Source organism: Arthrobacter sp. 135MFCol5.1 (genome assembly GCF_000374865.1).
Classification (GTDB): Bacteria; Actinomycetota; Actinomycetes; order Actinomycetales; family Micrococcaceae; genus Arthrobacter.
Genome location: NZ_KB895457.1, coordinates 30,954 through 49,306 on the forward strand (window position 1 = coordinate 30,954; position 18,353 = coordinate 49,306).

General features: G+C 66.5%; 15 protein-coding genes. 11 read left to right on the top strand and 4 right to left on the bottom strand.

Going from position 1 to position 18,353, the window contains the following annotated elements; translation table 11 throughout:
* Positions 1–133: 133 nt before the first annotated feature.
* From gcvP to C563_RS0111100, 3 genes are all read left to right on the top strand, one after another.
* A complete protein-coding gene (gene gcvP, locus C563_RS0111090; RefSeq protein WP_018762123.1) occupies positions 134–3,013 on the top strand; it encodes an aminomethyl-transferring glycine dehydrogenase in 2,880 nt (959 codons plus the stop codon).
* A 71-nt stretch (positions 3,014–3,084) separates the two neighbouring features.
* On the top strand, positions 3,085–4,233 hold the full coding sequence (gcvT, locus tag C563_RS0111095; protein ID WP_018762124.1) for a glycine cleavage system aminomethyltransferase GcvT: 1,149 nt from the start codon (positions 3,085–3,087) through the stop codon (positions 4,231–4,233).
* A 71-nt stretch (positions 4,234–4,304) separates the two neighbouring features.
* Positions 4,305–5,744: an L-serine ammonia-lyase gene (locus tag C563_RS0111100; protein WP_026264686.1), complete on the top strand. Its 1,440-nt coding sequence runs from the start codon at positions 4,305–4,307 to the stop codon at positions 5,742–5,744.
* A gap of 37 nt (positions 5,745–5,781) precedes the next feature.
* On the opposite strand, the gene C563_RS0111105 is transcribed toward C563_RS0111100, so the two are convergent.
* Positions 5,782–6,324, bottom strand: coding sequence for a TspO/MBR family protein (locus C563_RS0111105; protein WP_018762126.1), 543 nt, complete (start codon positions 6,322–6,324; stop codon positions 5,782–5,784).
* A 121-nt stretch (positions 6,325–6,445) separates the two neighbouring features.
* On the opposite strand from C563_RS0111105, the gene C563_RS0111110 reads away from it, so the two are divergent.
* The 3 genes from C563_RS0111110 to C563_RS0111125 all read left to right on the top strand — a co-directional run bounded on the left by C563_RS0111110 (position 6,446) and on the right by C563_RS0111125 (position 10,546).
* Entirely contained in the window at positions 6,446–7,579 is a 1,134-nt protein-coding gene (locus C563_RS0111110) for a lipid II:glycine glycyltransferase FemX (RefSeq protein WP_018762127.1), read from the top strand.
* A gap of 128 nt (positions 7,580–7,707) precedes the next feature.
* Positions 7,708–9,024 (top strand): peptidoglycan bridge formation glycyltransferase FemA/FemB family protein, encoded by a 1,317-nt coding sequence (locus tag C563_RS0111120; RefSeq protein ID WP_018762128.1) that lies wholly within the window; start codon positions 7,708–7,710, stop codon positions 9,022–9,024.
* A gap of 34 nt (positions 9,025–9,058) precedes the next feature.
* A complete protein-coding gene (locus C563_RS0111125) occupies positions 9,059–10,546 on the top strand; it encodes a threonine/serine ThrE exporter family protein (protein ID WP_018762129.1) in 1,488 nt (495 codons plus the stop codon).
* Here the strand turns inward: C563_RS0111125 and C563_RS0111130 are convergent.
* On the bottom strand, positions 10,543–11,382 hold the full coding sequence (locus C563_RS0111130) for a siderophore-interacting protein (RefSeq protein WP_018762130.1): 840 nt from the start codon (positions 11,380–11,382) through the stop codon (positions 10,543–10,545). The two genes, C563_RS0111125 and C563_RS0111130, sit on opposite strands and share 4 nt — an antisense overlap.
* A 9-nt stretch (positions 11,383–11,391) precedes the next feature.
* Positions 11,392–12,168 carry a uracil-DNA glycosylase gene (locus C563_RS0111135; RefSeq protein ID WP_018762131.1) on the bottom strand — a complete coding sequence of 259 codons (777 nt, stop codon included), beginning with the start codon at positions 12,166–12,168 and terminating at the stop codon, positions 11,392–11,394.
* Positions 12,169–12,297: 129 nt separating this feature from the next.
* Between C563_RS0111135 and C563_RS0111140 the strand changes: the two genes are divergently transcribed.
* From C563_RS0111140 to groL, 5 genes are all read left to right on the top strand, one after another.
* Positions 12,298–12,627 carry a DUF3263 domain-containing protein gene (locus C563_RS0111140; protein ID WP_018762132.1) on the top strand — a complete coding sequence of 110 codons (330 nt, stop codon included), beginning with the start codon at positions 12,298–12,300 and terminating at the stop codon, positions 12,625–12,627.
* A 51-nt stretch (positions 12,628–12,678) separates the two neighbouring features.
* Entirely contained in the window at positions 12,679–13,311 is a 633-nt protein-coding gene (locus tag C563_RS0111145) for a LytR C-terminal domain-containing protein (protein WP_018762133.1), read from the top strand.
* A gap of 162 nt (positions 13,312–13,473) precedes the next feature.
* A complete protein-coding gene (locus tag C563_RS0111150; RefSeq protein ID WP_026264688.1) occupies positions 13,474–13,680 on the top strand; it encodes a cold-shock protein in 207 nt (68 codons plus the stop codon).
* Positions 13,677–14,939 (top strand): ABC transporter substrate-binding protein, encoded by a 1,263-nt coding sequence (locus tag C563_RS0111155; protein ID WP_018762135.1) that lies wholly within the window; start codon positions 13,677–13,679, stop codon positions 14,937–14,939. The genes C563_RS0111150 and C563_RS0111155 overlap by 4 nt, the downstream gene beginning before the upstream one ends.
* A gap of 289 nt (positions 14,940–15,228) precedes the next feature.
* A complete protein-coding gene (gene groL, locus C563_RS0111160; RefSeq protein ID WP_018762136.1) occupies positions 15,229–16,863 on the top strand; it encodes a chaperonin GroEL in 1,635 nt (544 codons plus the stop codon).
* 80 nt (positions 16,864–16,943) lie between these two features.
* On the opposite strand, the gene C563_RS0111165 is transcribed toward groL, so the two are convergent.
* A complete protein-coding gene (locus C563_RS0111165; RefSeq protein ID WP_018762137.1) occupies positions 16,944–18,254 on the bottom strand; it encodes an ABC transporter substrate-binding protein in 1,311 nt (436 codons plus the stop codon).
* Positions 18,255–18,353: the final 99 nt, after the last annotated feature.

The window sequence follows — 18,353 nt, forward strand, 5'->3', positions numbered from 1 at the left end:
GGTGTGCTCACCGACGGTGCAAGCGGGTCCTGCCAGGCAGGCACCGCGGAAACTCTCAGGTCCAATACAGAGCGGGGAGGAACCCGAATCGCTGTGGCGTACCCTGCGCCGCCTGAGTAAATGGAGTTCCTTCGTGCCGGTTAGCCCAGCCTCCACCACTTTCGTCGACCGCCATATCGGTGCGCGCCGCCAGGCCGACGTCGATACCATGCTCAAAGCCGTTGGCTACGACACTGTCGACTCACTGGTTGACACCGCCGTCCCCAAGGTCATCCGTCAGGAATCTGCCCTTCGCCTCCAGGACGCCCTCAGCGAGGTGGAGGTCCTGGCCGAGCTGCGCAAGCTTGCCGCGAAGAACAAGACGGCAGTCCAGATGATCGGCCAGGGCTACTACGACACCGTGACGCCGCCGGTGATCCGCCGCAACATCCTGGAATCCCCGGCCTGGTACACCGCCTACACCCCGTACCAGCCGGAAATCTCGCAGGGCCGGCTCGAGGCACTGCTGAACTTCCAGACCATGGTGCAGGACCTGGTGGGACTGCCCATCGCCAACGCCTCGCTGCTGGATGAAGCCACCGCCGTGGCCGAGGCCGTGCTCCTGATGCGCCGCGCCAACAAGTCCGCGGCAGCGAAGGAGGGCAAGACGGTCCTGGACATCGACGTTCTTCCGCAGACCATCGCTATTGTCAGGGGCCGGGCGGAGGCGCTCGGCTTCGAGGTGGAGGTCGCGGACCTGTCCAAGGGCCTGCCGGAGGGTGCCATCAACGGCGTCGTGCTGCAGCAGCCCGGGGCCTCCGGCCGGGTGTGGGACCAGTCTGATGTGATCGCCGCTGCCAAGGACCGGGGCGCGCTGGTCACCGTGGCTGCGGACCTGCTGGCCCTGACACTGATCACCCCTCCGGGCGAGCAGGGCGCGGACATTGCCGTTGGCTCGGCCCAGCGTTTTGGTGTGCCGTTGTTCTTTGGGGGGCCGCACGCCGCCTACATGGCGGTCCGCAAGGGCCTGGAACGTTCCCTGCCCGGCCGCCTGGTTGGGGTGTCCAAGGACGATGCCGGCGTTCCCGCTTACCGCCTGGCTTTGCAAACCCGCGAGCAGCACATCCGACGCGAGAAGGCCACGTCCAATATCTGCACGGCCCAGGCGCTGCTGGCCATCGTTGCGTCCATGTACGCGGTGTACCACGGCCCGGACGGGCTGAAGGCGATCGCGGAAACGGCGCATGGCCACGCCCGTACCCTCGCCGCGGCGCTCAAGGCCGCCGGCCTGGATGTCCTGCACACTTCCTTCTTCGACACCCTGACGGTCCGTGTTGCCGGCCGTGCGTCAGCAGTGATTTCCGACGCCGAGGCTCGCGGCATCAACCTGCGGCCCATCGACGCCGACACCGTAGGCATCTCCCTCGACGAAACCACGACGCCGGCCATCGTCGCGCAGGTCGCCGACGTCTTCGGCGCCCCGGTTGCCGAGGGACACAGCGAGGCCCAGGGCTTCGAACTGCACGACGCCGTCGAGCGTTCCTCCGACTACCTGCAGCATCCGGTGTTCAATACGCACCGGTCTGAAACCCAGCTGCTGCGTTACATTCGGAAGCTCTCGGACCGTGACCTGGCGCTGGACCGGACGATGATTCCGTTGGGTTCGTGCACGATGAAGTTGAACGCGACGGCTGAGATGGAGGCCATTTCGTGGCCGGAGTTCGCCTCGATCCACCCGTTCGCCCCGGACTCCCAGACCGAGGGCTGGCGCGAACTCATCACCGGCCTGGAGGCGGACCTGGCCGAGATCACCGGGTATGACCAGGTCTCCATCCAGCCCAACGCCGGCTCCCAGGGCGAACTCGCCGGCCTGCTCGCGATCCGCGGCTACCACCACTCCCGCGGCGAGCAGCAGCGCACCGTCTGCCTGATCCCAGCCTCGGCGCACGGCACCAACGCCGCCTCCGCCGTCCTCGCCGGCATGAAGGTCGTCGTCGTGGCCACCGCCCCGGACGGCACGATCGACCACGAGGACCTGACGGCCAAGATCGAGGCGAACAAGGATGTCCTGTCGGCCATCATGATCACCTACCCCTCCACCCACGGCGTCTACGACGGGGATGTCCGCGAAGTCTGCGACGCTGTCCACGACGCCGGCGGCCAGGTCTACATCGACGGGGCCAACCTGAACGCCCTGGTGGGCCTGGCCCAGCCGGGCCGGTTCGGCGGGGACGTCTCGCACCTGAACCTGCATAAGACCTTCTGCATCCCGCACGGCGGCGGGGGACCCGGCGTCGGGCCCGTTGCCGCGAAAGCCCACCTGGCACCGTTCATGCCCGGCGACGCGAACAAGGCCGCCCACGAACACGGCCACGGAGTCGCGATCTCCGCGTCCAGGTTCGGTTCGGCCGGGGTGCTGCCGATTTCGTGGGCGTACGTGAAGCTGATGGGCGGGCAGGGCCTGACCGAGGCCACCAAGTCCGCGCTGCTGGCCGCGAACTATGTCGCGTCCCGCCTGAACGAGTACTTCCCGGTCCTGTACACCGGTGAGGGCGGGCTGGTGGCGCACGAGTGCATCCTGGACCTGCGCGAACTTACCGCACGGACCGGGGTCACGGCCGAGGACGTGGCCAAACGGCTGATCGACTTCGGGTTCCACGCCCCCACCCTGTCCTTCCCCGTCGCGGGCACCCTCATGGTGGAACCCACCGAGTCCGAGGACCTCGCCGAGATCGACCGCTTCATCGAGGCCATGATCACCATCCGCAAGGAAATTGACCAGGTGGCCAACGGCGACTTCGCCGTCACCGACTCACCCCTGCGCCACGCACCCCACACGGCCGCCGCCGTCGTCAGCTCTGACTGGGACCGCGCCTACCCGCGGGAGCAGGCAGCGTTCCCGGCCCGCCACAAGCAGGACAAGTACTTCCCGCCCGTCGGCCGGATCGACGGCGCCGCCGGCGACCGCAACCTCATCTGCTCCTGCCCGCCCCTCGAAGCGTTCGAGGACAGCACAGCCGAGTTCGAGAACTAGACCGCTCCGGTGGTTGAGCCGGCCGGCACCCGGTTTCGACCAGCTCAACCATCGCTCCCAAAGGACTTTCAATGACTGAGAAGTACACCGCGCTCTACGACGAGCACAAAAAGCTCGGCGCCTCCTTTACGGACTTTGGCGGCTGGCAGATGCCGCTGAAGTACAGCTCCGAACTGGCCGAACACCACGCCGTCCGCAAGGCCGCCGGGCTGTTCGACCTCTCCCACATGGGAGAAGTCTGGGTCACCGGCCCCGAGGCCGCCGCGTTCCTGGACTACGCCCTGGTGGGCAAGATCTCCGCCATGGCCGTGGGCAAGGCAAAGTACTCGCTGATCTGCAACGAAGACGGCGGCATCATCGACGACCTCATTACCTACCGCCGGCCGGCAGCGCCGGACGGCACCGACGTCTTCCTGGTGGTCCCCAACGCAGGAAACGCAGACACCGTCGCGGCAGCATTGCAGGAACGTGCCGCCCGGTTCGACGTGAAGGTGGAGGACGCCTCAGCCCGCACGTCACTGATCGCCGTCCAAGGCCCGGCAGCAGAATCGATCCTGCTGCGGCTGGTTCCGGCAGCCCGGCATTCCCTGGTGACAGGGCTGAAGTACTACGCCGCCGTCGAGGTCCCCTTCCTGGTGGGCGGTGCGGGCCTGCACCTGCTGCTGGCCCGGACCGGGTACACCGGCGAGGACGGCTTCGAGATCTTCGTGGACAACGGGGACGCCCCGGGCCTCTGGCAGGCGCTGATCGCCATTGCCGACGAGGGCCAGCTCACCCCCGCAGGGCTCGCTTCCCGCGACTCCCTCCGCCTCGAAGCGGGAATGCCGCTCTACGGCAACGAACTCTCGCTGGACGGCGACCCGTTCGCCGCCGGCCTGGGCGCCGTCGTCGCGCTGTCCAAGGAAGGCGACTTTGTCGGGAAGGCCGCGCTGGCAGCCAAGAAGGAAGCCGGTGCAGGCAGCACCTCCGGCCGCCGCCTCGTTGGGCTCAAGGGCCAGGGACGCCGGGCCGGCCGCGCGCACTACCCGGTCCTGAAAGACGGCGCCACCGTCGGTGAAGTCACCTCAGGCCAGCCTTCGCCCACTCTGGGCTACCCCATCGCCATGGCCTACGTCGACGTGGAGCATTCGGCGCCGGGAACTTCCCTCGAAGTCGACCTTCGAGGTAAGGCCGAACCCTTCGAAGTCGTCGGCCTCCCGTTCTACAAGCGCCAAAAATAGCGCCGGACAGCCGGTGGTTTCGCTTGTCGAAACCCCGCCCCCACCACCCGTTTTAGTTAGGAACCAATCGCATGGCTGTTGGCGTTTTTGATCTGTTTTCGATCGGGATCGGGCCTTCGTCGTCTCATACTGTGGGGCCGATGCGGGCTGCTGCCGTTTTTGCGGAGGAACTCAAGGCCTCGGGTGTGCTGGCTCACGTGGCGTCGTTGCGGGTGGATTTGTATGGCTCGTTGGCGGCCACCGGTCATGGGCACGGGACGATGACCGCGATCCTGCTGGGCTTGGAGGGGTTTCATCCGGAGTTGATCCTCCCGGCGGAGGTGGAGGAGCGGCTGGCCGGCATTGCCGGGACCGGGACCTTGAACCTCGCCGGCGCCGTCCCGCTGCCCTATGGGGTGAAGGACATGGTGTTGCGGCCGTTAACCGTCCTGCCGCGGCACACGAACGGGATGACGTTCACCGTCACGGACGCTGCCGGTGCCGTGGTGCATACCGCGACGTTCTTCTCGGTCGGTGGCGGGTTCATCGTCCGGGAGGGTGAGGAAGACGCGGCCCGGCAGGAACTGGAGGAGTCCAAGAAGGAGCTTCCGCTGCCGTTCCGGACCGCCGCGGAACTGCTGGAGCACTGCGCAGCGACCGGGCTGGGAATCGCTGATGTGATGCTGGTGAACGAAAAAGCCTCCCGCGGGGAGGATGAGATCCGGGCCGGGTTGCTGCACATCTGGTCCGTGATGGAAGCCTGCGTGGCGGCCTCGTTGAAGCGTGAGGGGGTGTTGCCGGGCGGCTTGAAGGTCCGCCGCCGCGCCCCTGACTGGTTTGAGCGGTTGAAGAAGGAATGCGCCGACGGGCAGGACACGGACCAGGACGCCGCGTGGGACGCGGGCCCGTTCGATCCCCGGTATTGGCAGGAGTGGGTTAACTTGGTGGCGTTGGCCGTGAACGAGGAAAACGCGTCCGGCGGCCGGGTGGTCACCGCCCCGACGAACGGGGCAGCCGGGATCATCCCTGCGGTGTTGTTCTACGCCCTGCACTTCGCTCCCGGCATGGACAAAGCCACCGGCGCTGACCGCGACGACGTCGTGGTCAAATTCCTGCTCGCCGCCGCCGCCGTGGGAGTGCTCTACAAGGAACAAGCCTCGATTTCCGGGGCCGAGGTCGGCTGCCAGGGCGAGGTGGGGTCCGCGTCCTCGATGGCCGCCGCTGGCCTGGCCGAGGTCATGGGCGGCACCCCGGCGCAGGTGGAGAACGCCGCTGAGATCGCAATGGAACATAACCTGGGCCTGACCTGCGACCCGATCGGCGGGCTGGTGCAGGTGCCCTGCATCGAACGGAACGCGATCGCTGCCGCGAAAGCGATCAACGCCGCGAAAATGGCGCTCTGGGGCGACGGGACCCACCGGGTCTCCCTGGACGAAGTCATCATCACCATGCGCGAAACCGGCAAGGACATGTCCCACAAATACAAGGAAACCGCCATGGGCGGCCTCGCCGTCAACGTCGTCGAATGCTGACCACAGGCGCCTCTTCCCGGAACCCGGCGCCCACTCCCTAGTTGTAGGCGGCGGCCCACCAGTTCAAGGAGGCGGCAAACACCAGCCAGGAAATGTACGGCAGCAGGAGTAACCCGGCGGTCCGGCTGATGGGACCAAAATAGAGAACGGTGACTCCGACGGCGGCAATGAGCGCCAGGATGATGCCAAGCCCAAACCACAGTGCAACGGTTCCAAAAACGGGGAAGAGGGCAAAGAACGCAGGGGTCCAGGCAAGGTTAAGGAGCAACTGGATCCCGTAGGCGGTGAGGGCGCTCCGGGTCCGCTCCGTCCGTTTGCGCCACACCAGCCAGCCGGCAACAGCCATCGCCGTGTAGAGGATTCCCCACACCGGGCCAAACACGCCGTTGGGCGGAGACCATGGCGCCTTGTCCGCCGTTGCATACCAGCCGTTGACGTTGCTGGCCGACGCCAATCCGCCCAGCGCCGCCACCAGCAAGGACGCCACCAGGAAGGCGGCGAGCCCGGCGATTTGGATCCCGGCGCCATAGGGCCGTCCGCGCTCCGCGGAAGTGCTGCTCTGGTCCCGGTCCGGCCTCATCCTCCAACCCTTGCGGACCCGGGGCGGCCCCGTCAAGGCGCCGCCCCGTGGACGGCCGGCGCCATGCCAGGCATCGCCGGGAGAAAGGCTCCAGCGGCTGAGGCTTTAGACTTGATGCTGCATGTCCGCACGCATCCAGACCCACCGAAACCGCGCACAAACCCGATTGGACACGGCCCCCTTGCGAGAATTCACCGCACGTTTTGCCACAGCCGAGGAAATTGAGAACTGGGACAAGCACGTCACGGCCAACCCCAACGGCGGCAACATGCTGCAGTCCGCCGCCTACGCATCGGTCAAGAACGGGTCCGGCTGGAAAGTCCGCTTCCTTGTCCTGGAAGCCCCGGGAAACTCCAGTTACAACCTGGTCCTGGAAAAGTCATTTCCGGTCCTGGGTCGGCTCTGGTATCTCATCAAAGGCCCTGACGTTGCCGCCGCCGCGGACCTGAAAGCCGCCCTCGAAGCCTGCGCGGCCTTTGCCCGCAGCCGGAAACTGAACGTCTTTACCATCAAGGTGGAACCGGACATCATCGACACCGCCGAGGCGCAGCGGGACATCCAGGCCACGGGCCTTGTCAAAGCCCCCAATATCCAGTCCAACGACTCCACCGCGCTGCTGGACATTTCCGGCAGCAGCGAGGACGTGTTCAAAGCGATCTCCTCGCGCGCCCGGAACGCCATCCGGCGCGCCGAACGCGAAGGCTGCCAGGTGGTACGGCAGGAACAAGGCCCGGAAACCTACCGCGCCCTCTACGACCTGATGGCAGACACCGTCAACGCCAAGGGCTCCATGCCCCTGCGCAGCTACGACTACTACGCCAAGTTCTGGGACGAATTCTGCAGCCGTGGCCAAGGCAACTTCTTCTTCGTCTATGAGGATGGAAGGCCCAGCGTCGGAGCCTTCGTGATCAACTACGGTGCCAAGGCAACCTACAAGGACGGCGGGTCCACCCAAAACCGCAAGCAGTACGGCGACTCGCATTTGGTGCAGTGGGAAGCCATCCGCCGCATGCAGGAACTCGGCTGCACCGAATACGACTTTTGCGGCACCCCGCCTGCGGCCCGGATCAAGGACAAAACCCACAACCTGTACGGGATGGGAATGTTCAAGACCAGCTTCACCAAGACCGTCACCGACTTTGTGGGCTGCTACGACTACGTCCTTTCCCCGCTGCGCCACAAGCTCTGGACCAGTGGCGGCGAAAAGGTGCTCCGCCGGATTGAAACCGCCCGGACCGGCCAGCAGTTCTACTGACCGGCATCCCGTGGGATGCACCCACCGCAGCCCACGGCCGGACCGTACGTCCCGTGCAGCCCGCCCCGAACACCGTCCGCCCAGCGCGTGCCCACCAGGCCGCGAAGAGTCCCGAAGAAGGTCACCCCTTGAATCCTGTTTCCGCCGCTACCGGACTTGAATATGCCACGCTCAGCGACGCCGAGTTTGAGGCCTTCGCCGTAAAGCACCCGCAAAACAGCTTCCTGCAGTCCATCGACTTTGCCCGTTTCCAGCGCGCCCGGGGCCAGCAGGTGGAACTCTTCGGCGTCCGGCGCGGCGGCGAACTCGTCGCCGCCGGCAAGCTCAACTACTCGACCACCAGGCTTGGCTACACCATCTGCGAATGCGCCAAGGGCCCCCTCATGGACTACGAGGACCGCAACCTGGTGAGTGGCGTCGTCGAACTCCTCCGCAAGCACGCCGCCGGCCGCAAAGCCGCTGAACTGCGGATCTCCCCGAACATCAGGTACATCGCACGGGACGCCGACGGCGCCGAGCACCCGGACGTCGAGGACAACCGTCCGCTCGTGGCGGACCTGGAGCGGCTCGGGTTCCGGCACCAGGGCCTGGACATGAACTTCGTTAACGTGAACTGGATGTTCATCAAGAGCCTCGTGGGAATCCAGGACGCCGAAGAACTCATCATGGGCACCAGTTACCGGACCCGGAAGGCCATCCGCAAGGCCGAAAAGAACGGCGTCTTCCTGGAACAGGCCACGCTGGAAACCCTGGACGACTTCTACGGGGCGTTGAGCCGGGCCGGGGACGAAAAGGGATTCACCTACCGCGAGCGCGCCTACTACGAGCACCTGCTCAGGACCACCTCGGCGGAATTCACCAAGCTCATGATGGCCAAGATCGACATCCCCGCGTACCGGAAATCCATCACCGAGCGCCTGGCAGCTGAGTCTGCCACCGCCGCGGAGCTCCGGCGTGAAGTGGAAGAAACGGGCAGCAAGAAGAAAGCCAACCGGCTCAAAGTGGTCCAGGACCTGGTGGACAGCTACGAGCGGAGCCTCAAGGACATCGAGAGGTTCCCGGATTCGGTCGGGACCGCCACCGTGGCAGCCATCCACTTCGTCTGCTACGGCGATGAGGTGGTGTGCGTGATCGGCGGCACCGTCCAGGACTACATCTACTTCAACGGCGCCACCTCACTGTACTGGGGCATGATGCTGCACGCCCTGGAGAAGGAATACCCGCGGTACAACTTCTACGGCACGTTCGGCATCTCCGGACAGGACGAGGAGGGGCACGGCGGCTACGAATTCAAGAAGGGATTCGGCGGCGAAGTGGTCCAGCTGGTGGGCGACTTCACCATGCCCGTACGGCCCGCGGCCTTCCATGCCAACCGGCTGGCCAGATCAGCCGCCGCCGCTGCCCGTACCCTGCTTGGCAAGCTGCCGCTGAAGCGCGCAGCCTGACCGTCCACACACCGCGCAGAGGGAGGAACCGGGCATGACCGACCGGCACGAACGGCCAGGGTCCAGGCCGAAGACTGACGGCCTGCCCAAGACTGAGCCGCTGACCCCTGCCCAGATGCGGCAGGACGCAGCCGCCCGGAGGATGCTGCGGCGCCTGGTGCAGGGCGAGAACCCGCCCACCGCCCCCTTGAGCATCGTGGACCGCCTGGCGGGCAGCCCCTACGCCAACCCCACCATCCAGGTGGGCGGTGTGGACACATCGGCCCGCAAGACCCTGGACTTCGCGCTCCACCTGGCAGAGACCATGTTCCGCTACGGGGCGGGCGCCCTGGAGGTGGAGACCAGCATCATCGCCGTCACGGCCGCCCTGGGCCTGAAGAATATCGAGGTGGACATCACCAACCAGTCCGTGGGCATCAATTACGCCCCCAAGGACCAGACGCCCATCGCCCTGCTGCGCGTGGTGCGGTCCTGGACCAACAACTACGCCGGCCTTGCCAAGGTCCACCAGCTGGTCACGGATATCGTGGCTGGCGGCGTGGGCCGCGAGGAAGCCATCCGCAGGCTCAACGAGGCCATCACCAGCCCCAAACCGTATCCGCGCTGGATGGTCACCGCCGCATTCGGTGTTTTCGCCGCCGTGTTCGTCGGTGTGCTGGGCGGCGGCGTGGTGTCCTCGGCCATCGCGTTCGTAGCCAACATCGGGATCAGCCTGCTGGCCCGGCAACTGGGCCGCTGGCGGGTCCCGGACTTCTTCACCACGGCCAGCTGCTCGTTCGTCGTCACCATCCTTGCCTTGCTGCTCTGGCAGTTCGGTCTCACCGCGTCACCGTCGATCGTGGTGGTGGGCGGCATCCTGCTGCTGCTGCCCACCGGACGGCTGGTCTCGTCCGTACAGGACGCCATCAACGGCTTCCCGGTCACCGCCGCGGGCCGGTTCCTGTCAACCCTGCTGACCTTCGGTGCGATCGTGGCCGGCATTGCCGTGGCCTTCGTGGTGGGGGAGCTGACAGGGTTGCAGCGGATCGACGTCACGCAGACCTTCCCGCCCGCCTACGATCTGTGGGTCCTTATCCTGTTCGTGGCCGCTGCGGTGATGGCCATCGGCATCACCGAGCAGACCACCTGGCAGCTCCTGCTGCCAACGGCGGGAGTAGGCGTGGCAGGCTACCTGGTGCTGCTCGGCGGCGGCCTGCTGGGGATCGGGGACCGCTTCGCCCCGGCGCTGGCGGCCGTTGTCATCGGCCTCCTGGCACGTGTGGTGGCACTGCGGATGGGCGCGCCGCAGCTGGTGGTGGCTGTGCCCGCGGCGCTGATCCTGCTGCCAGGGCTCACCATCTTCCGGTCCATGTATGTGCTCACGGTCGAGGAATCGGAAATCCTGAACGGCGCGGGCGGCATGCTCAGCGCCGGCGCCATCGTGCTGGGAACAGCCGGCGGGATCGTCCTGGGCGATGTGCTGGCCAGGCCCCTGACCCGCAGCCTGGCGAGCAACGAGCGCCGCCGCGCCCGGCGGCGCTAGATTTGCCCTACCGGCAACTTCTTCTCTGCCTGGAACACGTCTTCCACGCGGCCCTGCGCCCAGTACCCGGACAATGACACCTGGCGCCGCTCCAGGCCGCGCTGCTTGAAGAAGACCTCGCGCAGGGACTTCATGTAGCCCCGCTCGCCGTGGGCAAAGACATCCACGGTGCCGGCAGGCCACTCCGCGCCCGCCACGGCATCCACCAGCAACGTGCTCGAGCCCGCCGGGACTTCGCCGCGGACCAGCCACCGGACCTCGAGTCCGGCCGGAGCGTTCAGGGGCTGGATGTCGGCCTCGGCCCCGACTTCCAGGAAGGCCAGCCCCACTGCGGTGGGAGGAAGTGCCTCGATGGACGCGGCAATGGCCGGCAGGGCGGCCTCATCACCGGCGAACAGATACCAGTCAGCCTCGGGATTGGGGTTGTACGCACCGCCCGGGCCGGTAAAGGTGAGCGTCTCGCCGGGCCGGGCGTTGGCCGCCCACGGACCGGCCAGGCCTTCGTCGCCATGGACCACGAAGTCGATGGCGAGCTCCTTGGCCCCGGGATCCACCCAGCGGAGCGTGTAGGTGCGGGTATACGGCCACTGCTCGCGCGGCATGGTTTCCCGGACCGTCCACAGATCCAGGGGGGAGGGATAGTCCACGCCGGGCTGTGGGAACACGATCTTTACATAACGGTCCACGAATGCGTTGTTGACGAAGTCCCTGAATCCGTCCCCACCTGCGATGACCCGGACCATGTGCGGGGACAACTGCTCTTTGCGCAGTACCGTCAGGTTGACCTGGGGGCGGTTGTTTTTCGTAGCGCTGGTGGCGGCGGGGACAGTGCTCATCAGGCAAGCCTAAGCCAGGGGCACCGGCGGGAGCTCCCAGGTTACGTCCGGCGCACCCTGTCCCCGCAGCAGCTCGTTCACACGGCTGAATGGCCGGGAACCAAAGAAGCCGCGCGAGGCGGATAACGGACTGGGGTGCGCGCTGGCGACGACGGGCGCACCGGCCAGGAGGGGCCTTACCCCCTCCGCCTCCTTGCCCCACAAGACGGCTACCAGGGGCGTCCTGGACCCGTCCGCGGCCCGACGTCCGGCCACTGCCGTGACTGCCGCCGTCGTAATGTCCTCCCAGCCCTTGCCCCGGTGGGAGCCCGCGGACCCCGCCCGGACGGTGAGCACCCGGTTCAGGAGCAGGACTCCCTGATCCGCCCAGGCGGACAGGTCGCCGTGGACGCGAGGGGAGATGCCCAGGTCGGATTCGAGTTCACGGTAGATGTTCGCCAGGCTGCGGGGGAGCGGGCGCGTGCGCGCGTCCACGGAGAAGGAAAGGCCGACGGCGTGCCCCGGCGTGGGGTAGGGGTCCTGCCCCACAATGAGGACTTTCACGCCGGCGAGCGGCTGGCGGAACGCACGCAGGACGTTCGACGGCGGCGGGAGGATCGGGTGCCCGGCCGCCTCTTCGCCGGCAAGGAAGTCCAGCACCGACCGCAGCTTCGCTTCGACGCCCTGCAGCGCCGCCGCCCAGTCAGGCGCCATGAGCTCCGCCAGGGGCAGCTTGGCCAGGTCGCTGAAGCGGGTGGCGTCCGCCGGGTCCTGCTGCAGGTCGAACAACGCATCCGATTCAAACATCGGTCCATTCTTGCAGCAGGAGCCCGCCGGTCGGGAAAGTGCGTCGACGGCCGGGCCGAATGACACTCCTGTGATTCGCCCGCTAGCATGGGGGTAAGACATTTACCGTAACCAGCGAAGGAGTGTGCCGTGGCGGAACCGGCCCGGGAACACCTGCCGGAGCAGGATCCACGGAATTCCCTGCTGGCGGATTTTCTGCTCCGTGACTCCTCCCTCACCGAGCGCGAACAGCAGATGCTGGCGCTGGAGCGGCAGTGGTGGAAGTACGCGGGGGCCAAGGAACAGGCCATCCGGGAGCTGTTCGACCTCTCCGCAACCCATTACTACCAGCTCCTCAATGCCCTGATCGACCGCGAGGATGCCCTGGCCCACGATCCCATGCTGGTCAAGAGATTGCGTAGACTACGTACGTCGCGCCACCGTGCACGCACCGCCCGCCGCCTGGGATCCGACGCTTAGCACGCCCCAGGCCGGGACCCTGGCAGCAATCAACAAGGATGTCCTTCCACCATGACCAAATACGCCCGCGATGAATTCGACAAGGTCCCCGAGGCCGCGTCGCGACAAGGTGTCCACCGGACGGCCTCGGCCCCGTCCCGGGTGCGGCTGTGGCCCATCCTCGCAGTGGGCGTCGCGGCGCTGGCGATCGGGCTGGTGTCTTTCCTGATCCTCCCCAAGCTGGGGTTCAACGCCACGGCAACCGAGGCCTCTGCCAGCGTGGAATCCACCGCGTTGGCGGGTACCGGATCCACCCCTTCCACCACGCAGGCAACCACGCCCCCGGCCGCTTCAGAACCTTCGGCCACCGCCGGGCCGTCCCCAAGCGGCAGCCCGGAGCCGACGCAGTCGGCCACCCAGCAGGCCGTCGTCGACCGGACGCAGGCAGTGGCCGTCTACAACGCGGCCGGTACCGCCGGGCTGGCCAGCCGCATTGGCGGAACAGTCCAGGCTGACGGCTGGAAGCTCGGACAGGTAGGCAACTGGTCCGGCGCACCGCAGAAATCCTCCGTGATCTACTACGCCGGTCCGCAGCAACTGGCCAGTGCCCAGGAGCTCGCCGCACTGTTGAACATCCCCACGGTCGTCAGCAGCACCGAGTTCCAGGTGCCGCTCGTGGTGGTCCTGGGCCCCGGGTACCGGTAACCGGCCGGCCTCAGTTACGCCTGCATAACGTTCCCGGCCCGGGGCCTGCCGCAGCCTGCGGCCCGTGGCGGCCTTTGGCTAGAGTGATTCCAGGCCACGGCCCGCGGGGCTGCACGCAACAGCACCGGCCCACCCGGCCGCAACGGAAAAGAGTTGGTCACCATGGCACTGGGAACCGTCAAATGGTTCAACGCTGAAAAAGGCTACGGCTTCATCACCGTTGACGGCTCCAGTGATGACATCTTTGTCCATTGGTCTGCGATCGGGGGCGAAGGCTACCGGGCCCTTGAGGAAGGACAACGGGTGCAGCTGGAGGTCGGCGAGGGCGACAAGGGCCCGCAGGCGGAAAACGTCCGGCCCGCCGAGTGAAGCCGAAGCACCGTCCCGCCGTCCGCGCTGCCCTGGCCGTTTCCCTGGCAGCCGTTCTCGGCGCCACAGCCTGCTCCGGGACAGGCGGAAACGCCCGGGTGGAATCCGCCGAGGCATCCGGCGACGGCGTCCTCCGGGTGGGCCTGGTCCTGGACAACACCGGCGGCAACGCTTTCCTGAACCAGCCACAGCTCGCCGCCGCCAAGCTGGCCGTCCAGGACATCAACGCAGCCGGGGGACACAAGGGCCGCCCCGTCGAACTGCTGCCCGCACACCCGGAACAGGACACCGCCGGGCAGGCAAAAGCCCTGCTCGCCGCCAAGGCGGACGTGGTCATCGGACCCACCGACTCCAGCCATGCAGAGGCAGCCGTAGGCGTCCTGTCCCGCGCGCGCATACCGCTCATCTCCCCGGCCAACACCGCTGCCGGCCTGACCGGAATGGCCAGCGGCGGCTACTACTTCCGCACCGCGGCGGCCGACGTCGCGCAAGGGCCTGTGTTGGCCAAACTCGCCAAGGACGCCGGGGCTGCCACCGTCAGCGTGCTGTACCAGGAAGGCACCTACGGCAAGGACCTGCAGGCCGCCGTCACGGAAGCGGCAAAGCAGTCCGGGCTTACCGTCCTTCCCGGTGCCGGCTTCACGACCGGGGACGCCGCGGCGGCAAGCTCCATCGCCAAAGCCAAGCCGGACGCCGTCGTCCTGATAGCCCGTGAGGGCGCCCAAGGCGCACTGGCCGCGCTGAACGGTACCGGCGTTGGCGGTTCACGCATCATCATGAGCGACGGCGCTTTCGCCCGCTACGGCTCCGGCCTCGGTTCCAAGGTCTTGGATGGCGCCCGCGCGGTGGTACCGGGACAGCTGCCTTCCGCCGCCTTCCAGCAAAAACTCCTGGCGGTGGACCCGTCGCTGCAGGACGTCTCCTACGCTGCCGAAACCTACGACGCCGTGACCCTGGCCGCGCTGGCGGCGGCCCGCGCGCAGGACGACGCCGGCCGTTCGATCGCCGCCAACCTGATCCCGGTATCGGGCGGAACAGCGGCACCAGGCGCCGGAACGGCTGCTGCGCCGTGCGTGACCTACAAGGCGTGCCTGGGCGGCCTGGCTGCCGGCCCCGACATCAATTACGACGGCGAGTCGGGCCCCATTGCCTTCGACGCGAACGGGGATATCACCGTGGCGTCCTTCTCCGTCTTTACATACGGGCCGGACAACCTGCCCACTCCGAGCGGCCGGGAGACAGCCGGACATCAGGGCTGATCGCCCTCGGCGAAGCGACCGCCGCCAGCAGCCCGTCCGGTGTCTTTTCGCTTGCACTCTCACCGGGGGAGTGCTAATTATGGAGTTAGCACTCTGACGTACCGACTGCTAAGCAACGCCCGGTTCCGGCCGGCCGCGCAAGGCACCGGTCGGAGAGCGAAAGAAACACCTCACTTCAGTGAGATCCCCAGGCGGAGGCATACAGAGGCCGCTGTCGAAGGATCGTCCGTCGCGGGCACTGCAGCGAAGGTTCATTCTTAACGACTGTCCCGAAAGGACTACTGCCGTTATGGCCAAGATCATTGCATTTGATGAAGAGGCACGCCGCGGCCTTGAGCGTGGCCTGAACACCCTCGCCGACGCCGTTAAGGTCACCCTCGGCCCGCGTGGACGCAACGTCGTCCTCGAAAAGAAGTGGGGCGCCCCCACGATCACCAACGATGGTGTTTCCATCGCCAAGGAGATCGAGCTGGACGACCCGTACGAGAAGATCGGCGCAGAGCTGGTCAAGGAAGTTGCCAAGAAGACGGACGACGTCGCCGGCGACGGTACCACGACTGCGACGGTACTGGCCCAGGCGCTGGTCAAGGAAGGCCTGCGCAACGTTGCCGCCGGTGCCGACCCGCTGTCCCTCAAGCGCGGCATCGAGAAGGCCGTTGAAGCCGTCACCCGCGAACTCCTGGCCTCCGCCAAGGAAATCGAAACCAAGGAAGAGATCGCGGCCACCGCCTCCATCTCCGCCGGTGACGACGAAATTGGTGCCCTCATCGCCGAAGCCCTGGACAAGGTCGGCAAGGAAGGCGTCATCACGGTCGAGGAGTCCAACACCTTCGGCCTGGAGCTTGAACTCACCGAAGGCATGCGCTTCGACAAGGGCTACATCTCCGCCTACTTCGTCACAGACGCCGAGCGCCAGGAAACGGTCCTCGAGGATCCGTACATCCTGATCGTCAACTCCAAGATCTCCAACGTCAAGGAACTGGTTGCTGTCCTCGAAAAGGTCATGCAGTCCAACAAGCCGCTGCTGATCATCGCCGAAGACATCGAGGGCGAGGCCCTGGCCACCCTGATCGTCAACAAGATCCGTGGCACCTTCAAGTCCGTTGCCGTCAAGGCCCCGGGCTTCGGCGACCGCCGCAAGGCACAGCTGGCAGACATCGCCGTCCTCACCGGCGGCCAGGTCATCTCCGAGGAAGTGGGCCTTAAGCTCGAGACCGCAGGGCTCGAACTGCTGGGCCAGGCCCGCAAGGTTGTTGTCACCAAGGACGAGACCACCATCGTCGAGGGTGCAGGCGACGCCGACCAGATCGCCGGCCGCGTATCCCAGATCCGCGCCGAGATCGAGAACTCGGACTCCGACTACGACCGCGAGAAGCTGCAGGAACGCCTGGCCAAGCTGGCCGGCGGCGTTGCAGTCATCAAGGCCGGTGCCGCCACCGAGGTTGAGCTCAAGGAACGCAAGCACCGCATCGAGGACGCCGTCCGCAACGCCAAGGCTGCGGTTGAAGAAGGCATCGTCGCCGGTGGCGGTGTTGCCCTCATCCAGGCCGGTGCCAAGGCATTTGCCAACCTGCAGCTCTCCGGCGACGAAGCAACGGGCGCCAACATCGTCCGCGTTGCCATTGACGCCCCGCTGAAGCAGATTGCCTTCAACGCCGGCCTCGAGCCCGGCGTGGTTGTCGACAAGGTCCGCGGCCTGCCCGCAGGCCACGGCCTGAACGCAGCCACCGGCGAGTACGTCGACCTGCTGGCAGCCGGCGTGAATGATCCGGTCAAGGTCACCCGCTCTGCCCTGCAGAACGCGGCGTCCATCGCCGGCCTGTTCCTCACCACCGAAGCCGTAGTGGCAGACAAGCCCGAGAAGGCTTCTGCCCCGGCCGGTGGGGACGACATGGGCGGCATGGGCGGCATGGGCGGCTTCTAAGCCCACTGCCGGGACCTGTCCCGCTGACACGAAATGCGGCCCCCTCCTTGGGAGGGGGCCGCATTTTTGTGTTCCGAAGGCTACTTCCTGGCGGAAGCCAGCATCCCTTCGACTTCCTTCTTGAAGGCGTCCGCGGCTGCCTGCGGTGTCAGGCGGTCGTACAGTACTTCATCCGTGTAGCGCTTGATGACGTTCTGGACGCTTCCCGCGCCCACCGGCGGGACCGGCGGGGCGCCCTTGACGTCCGGCGCTATGTCCTTGAGGAAGCCCACCACCGTGGTGTCGGCCGGCTTGAGCGAGGGAGTAATGCCCGCGACGATCGCGCTGTTGGTGGGCACACCGCGGTCCGTCATCAGGATGCCGCCGGCCTCCGGACTGTTCGTGAGGTAGTCGATGAATTCAGCCGCCTGCTGCGGGTGCTTGGACCGGGACGAAGCCGACCAGAACATGGTGGGCTTGTAGTACATTCCGTTGCCGGCCGATGCGCCGCTGATGCTCGGGGCCCGCAGCATCTTGATGCTGCTGCCCGTGGTGGACTCCAGGGAGCCCAGCTGGTTGGTCCACCACCAGGCCATGGCCACCCGGTTGGTGCCGAACAGGCTCTCCTCCAGCCCCGCGCCGGCGTCCTCGGTGGCGACTGTGGCAGGGGGACTGGCCTTTGAGTCCCGCTGGTCCTTGAGCCGTGCCCAGAAGGACGCGGCGGTGGCCGTCTCGAAACCGAGCCCGCCGTCACCCGTGTACAGGTCCTGTCCGTGCTGGCGCAGCCAGATGATCAGGTCTGCTTCGTTGCTGCCGTAGGCGGCGCCGTAGCTCTTCCCGTCACCAGCGGCGCTGATCTTGGCTGCGGTGTCCGTGAAGTCTTTCCACGTCCACGTCCCGTCGTCCGGCAGCGGAATGCCTGCAGCGTCGAACACCTTGGTGTTGGCCATGATGACGTAGGCATTCTGGCCGGTGCTGAGGCCATACTGGGCGCCACCGTACTGGCCGGAGGCCAAGGCCTCCTTGTCCAGCTTCGAGGTGTCGATGCCGCTTTGCTTCGACAGGTCCATAAGCGCCCCGCGCCCGCCGTATTCGGCAATGTACTTCTGGTCCATCTGGATGACGTCCGGTGCATCATTGGCAGCTGTCTTCGTGGCCAGTTTGTCCCAGTAGCTGGCCCATTCGCCCGGCTCCGCCTTGATCTTGATATTCGGGTGCGATGCTTCAAACGCGGCGATGACCTTCTGGGTCTGTGCGTTCAGGTACTCGTTGCCCCACCATGCGAACCGCAGGGTCACCTGCCCGTTGTCCCCGGAACTGCCGGGAGCTCCGCAGCCTGTCGCCAGCAGGGAAAAGGCCAAGGCGGCGGCGCCGAGCTGGAAACTGCGCCGGCTGAAGACTGGACTCGTCATTGATGTTCCTTCCGGATTTTGTCGCCGCTGGGTCGATCCCACGTCGTTGCGGGAGGCCGACTCTGCGGGAAAGCGCTTTCTCACTGTGATTCTGCGATT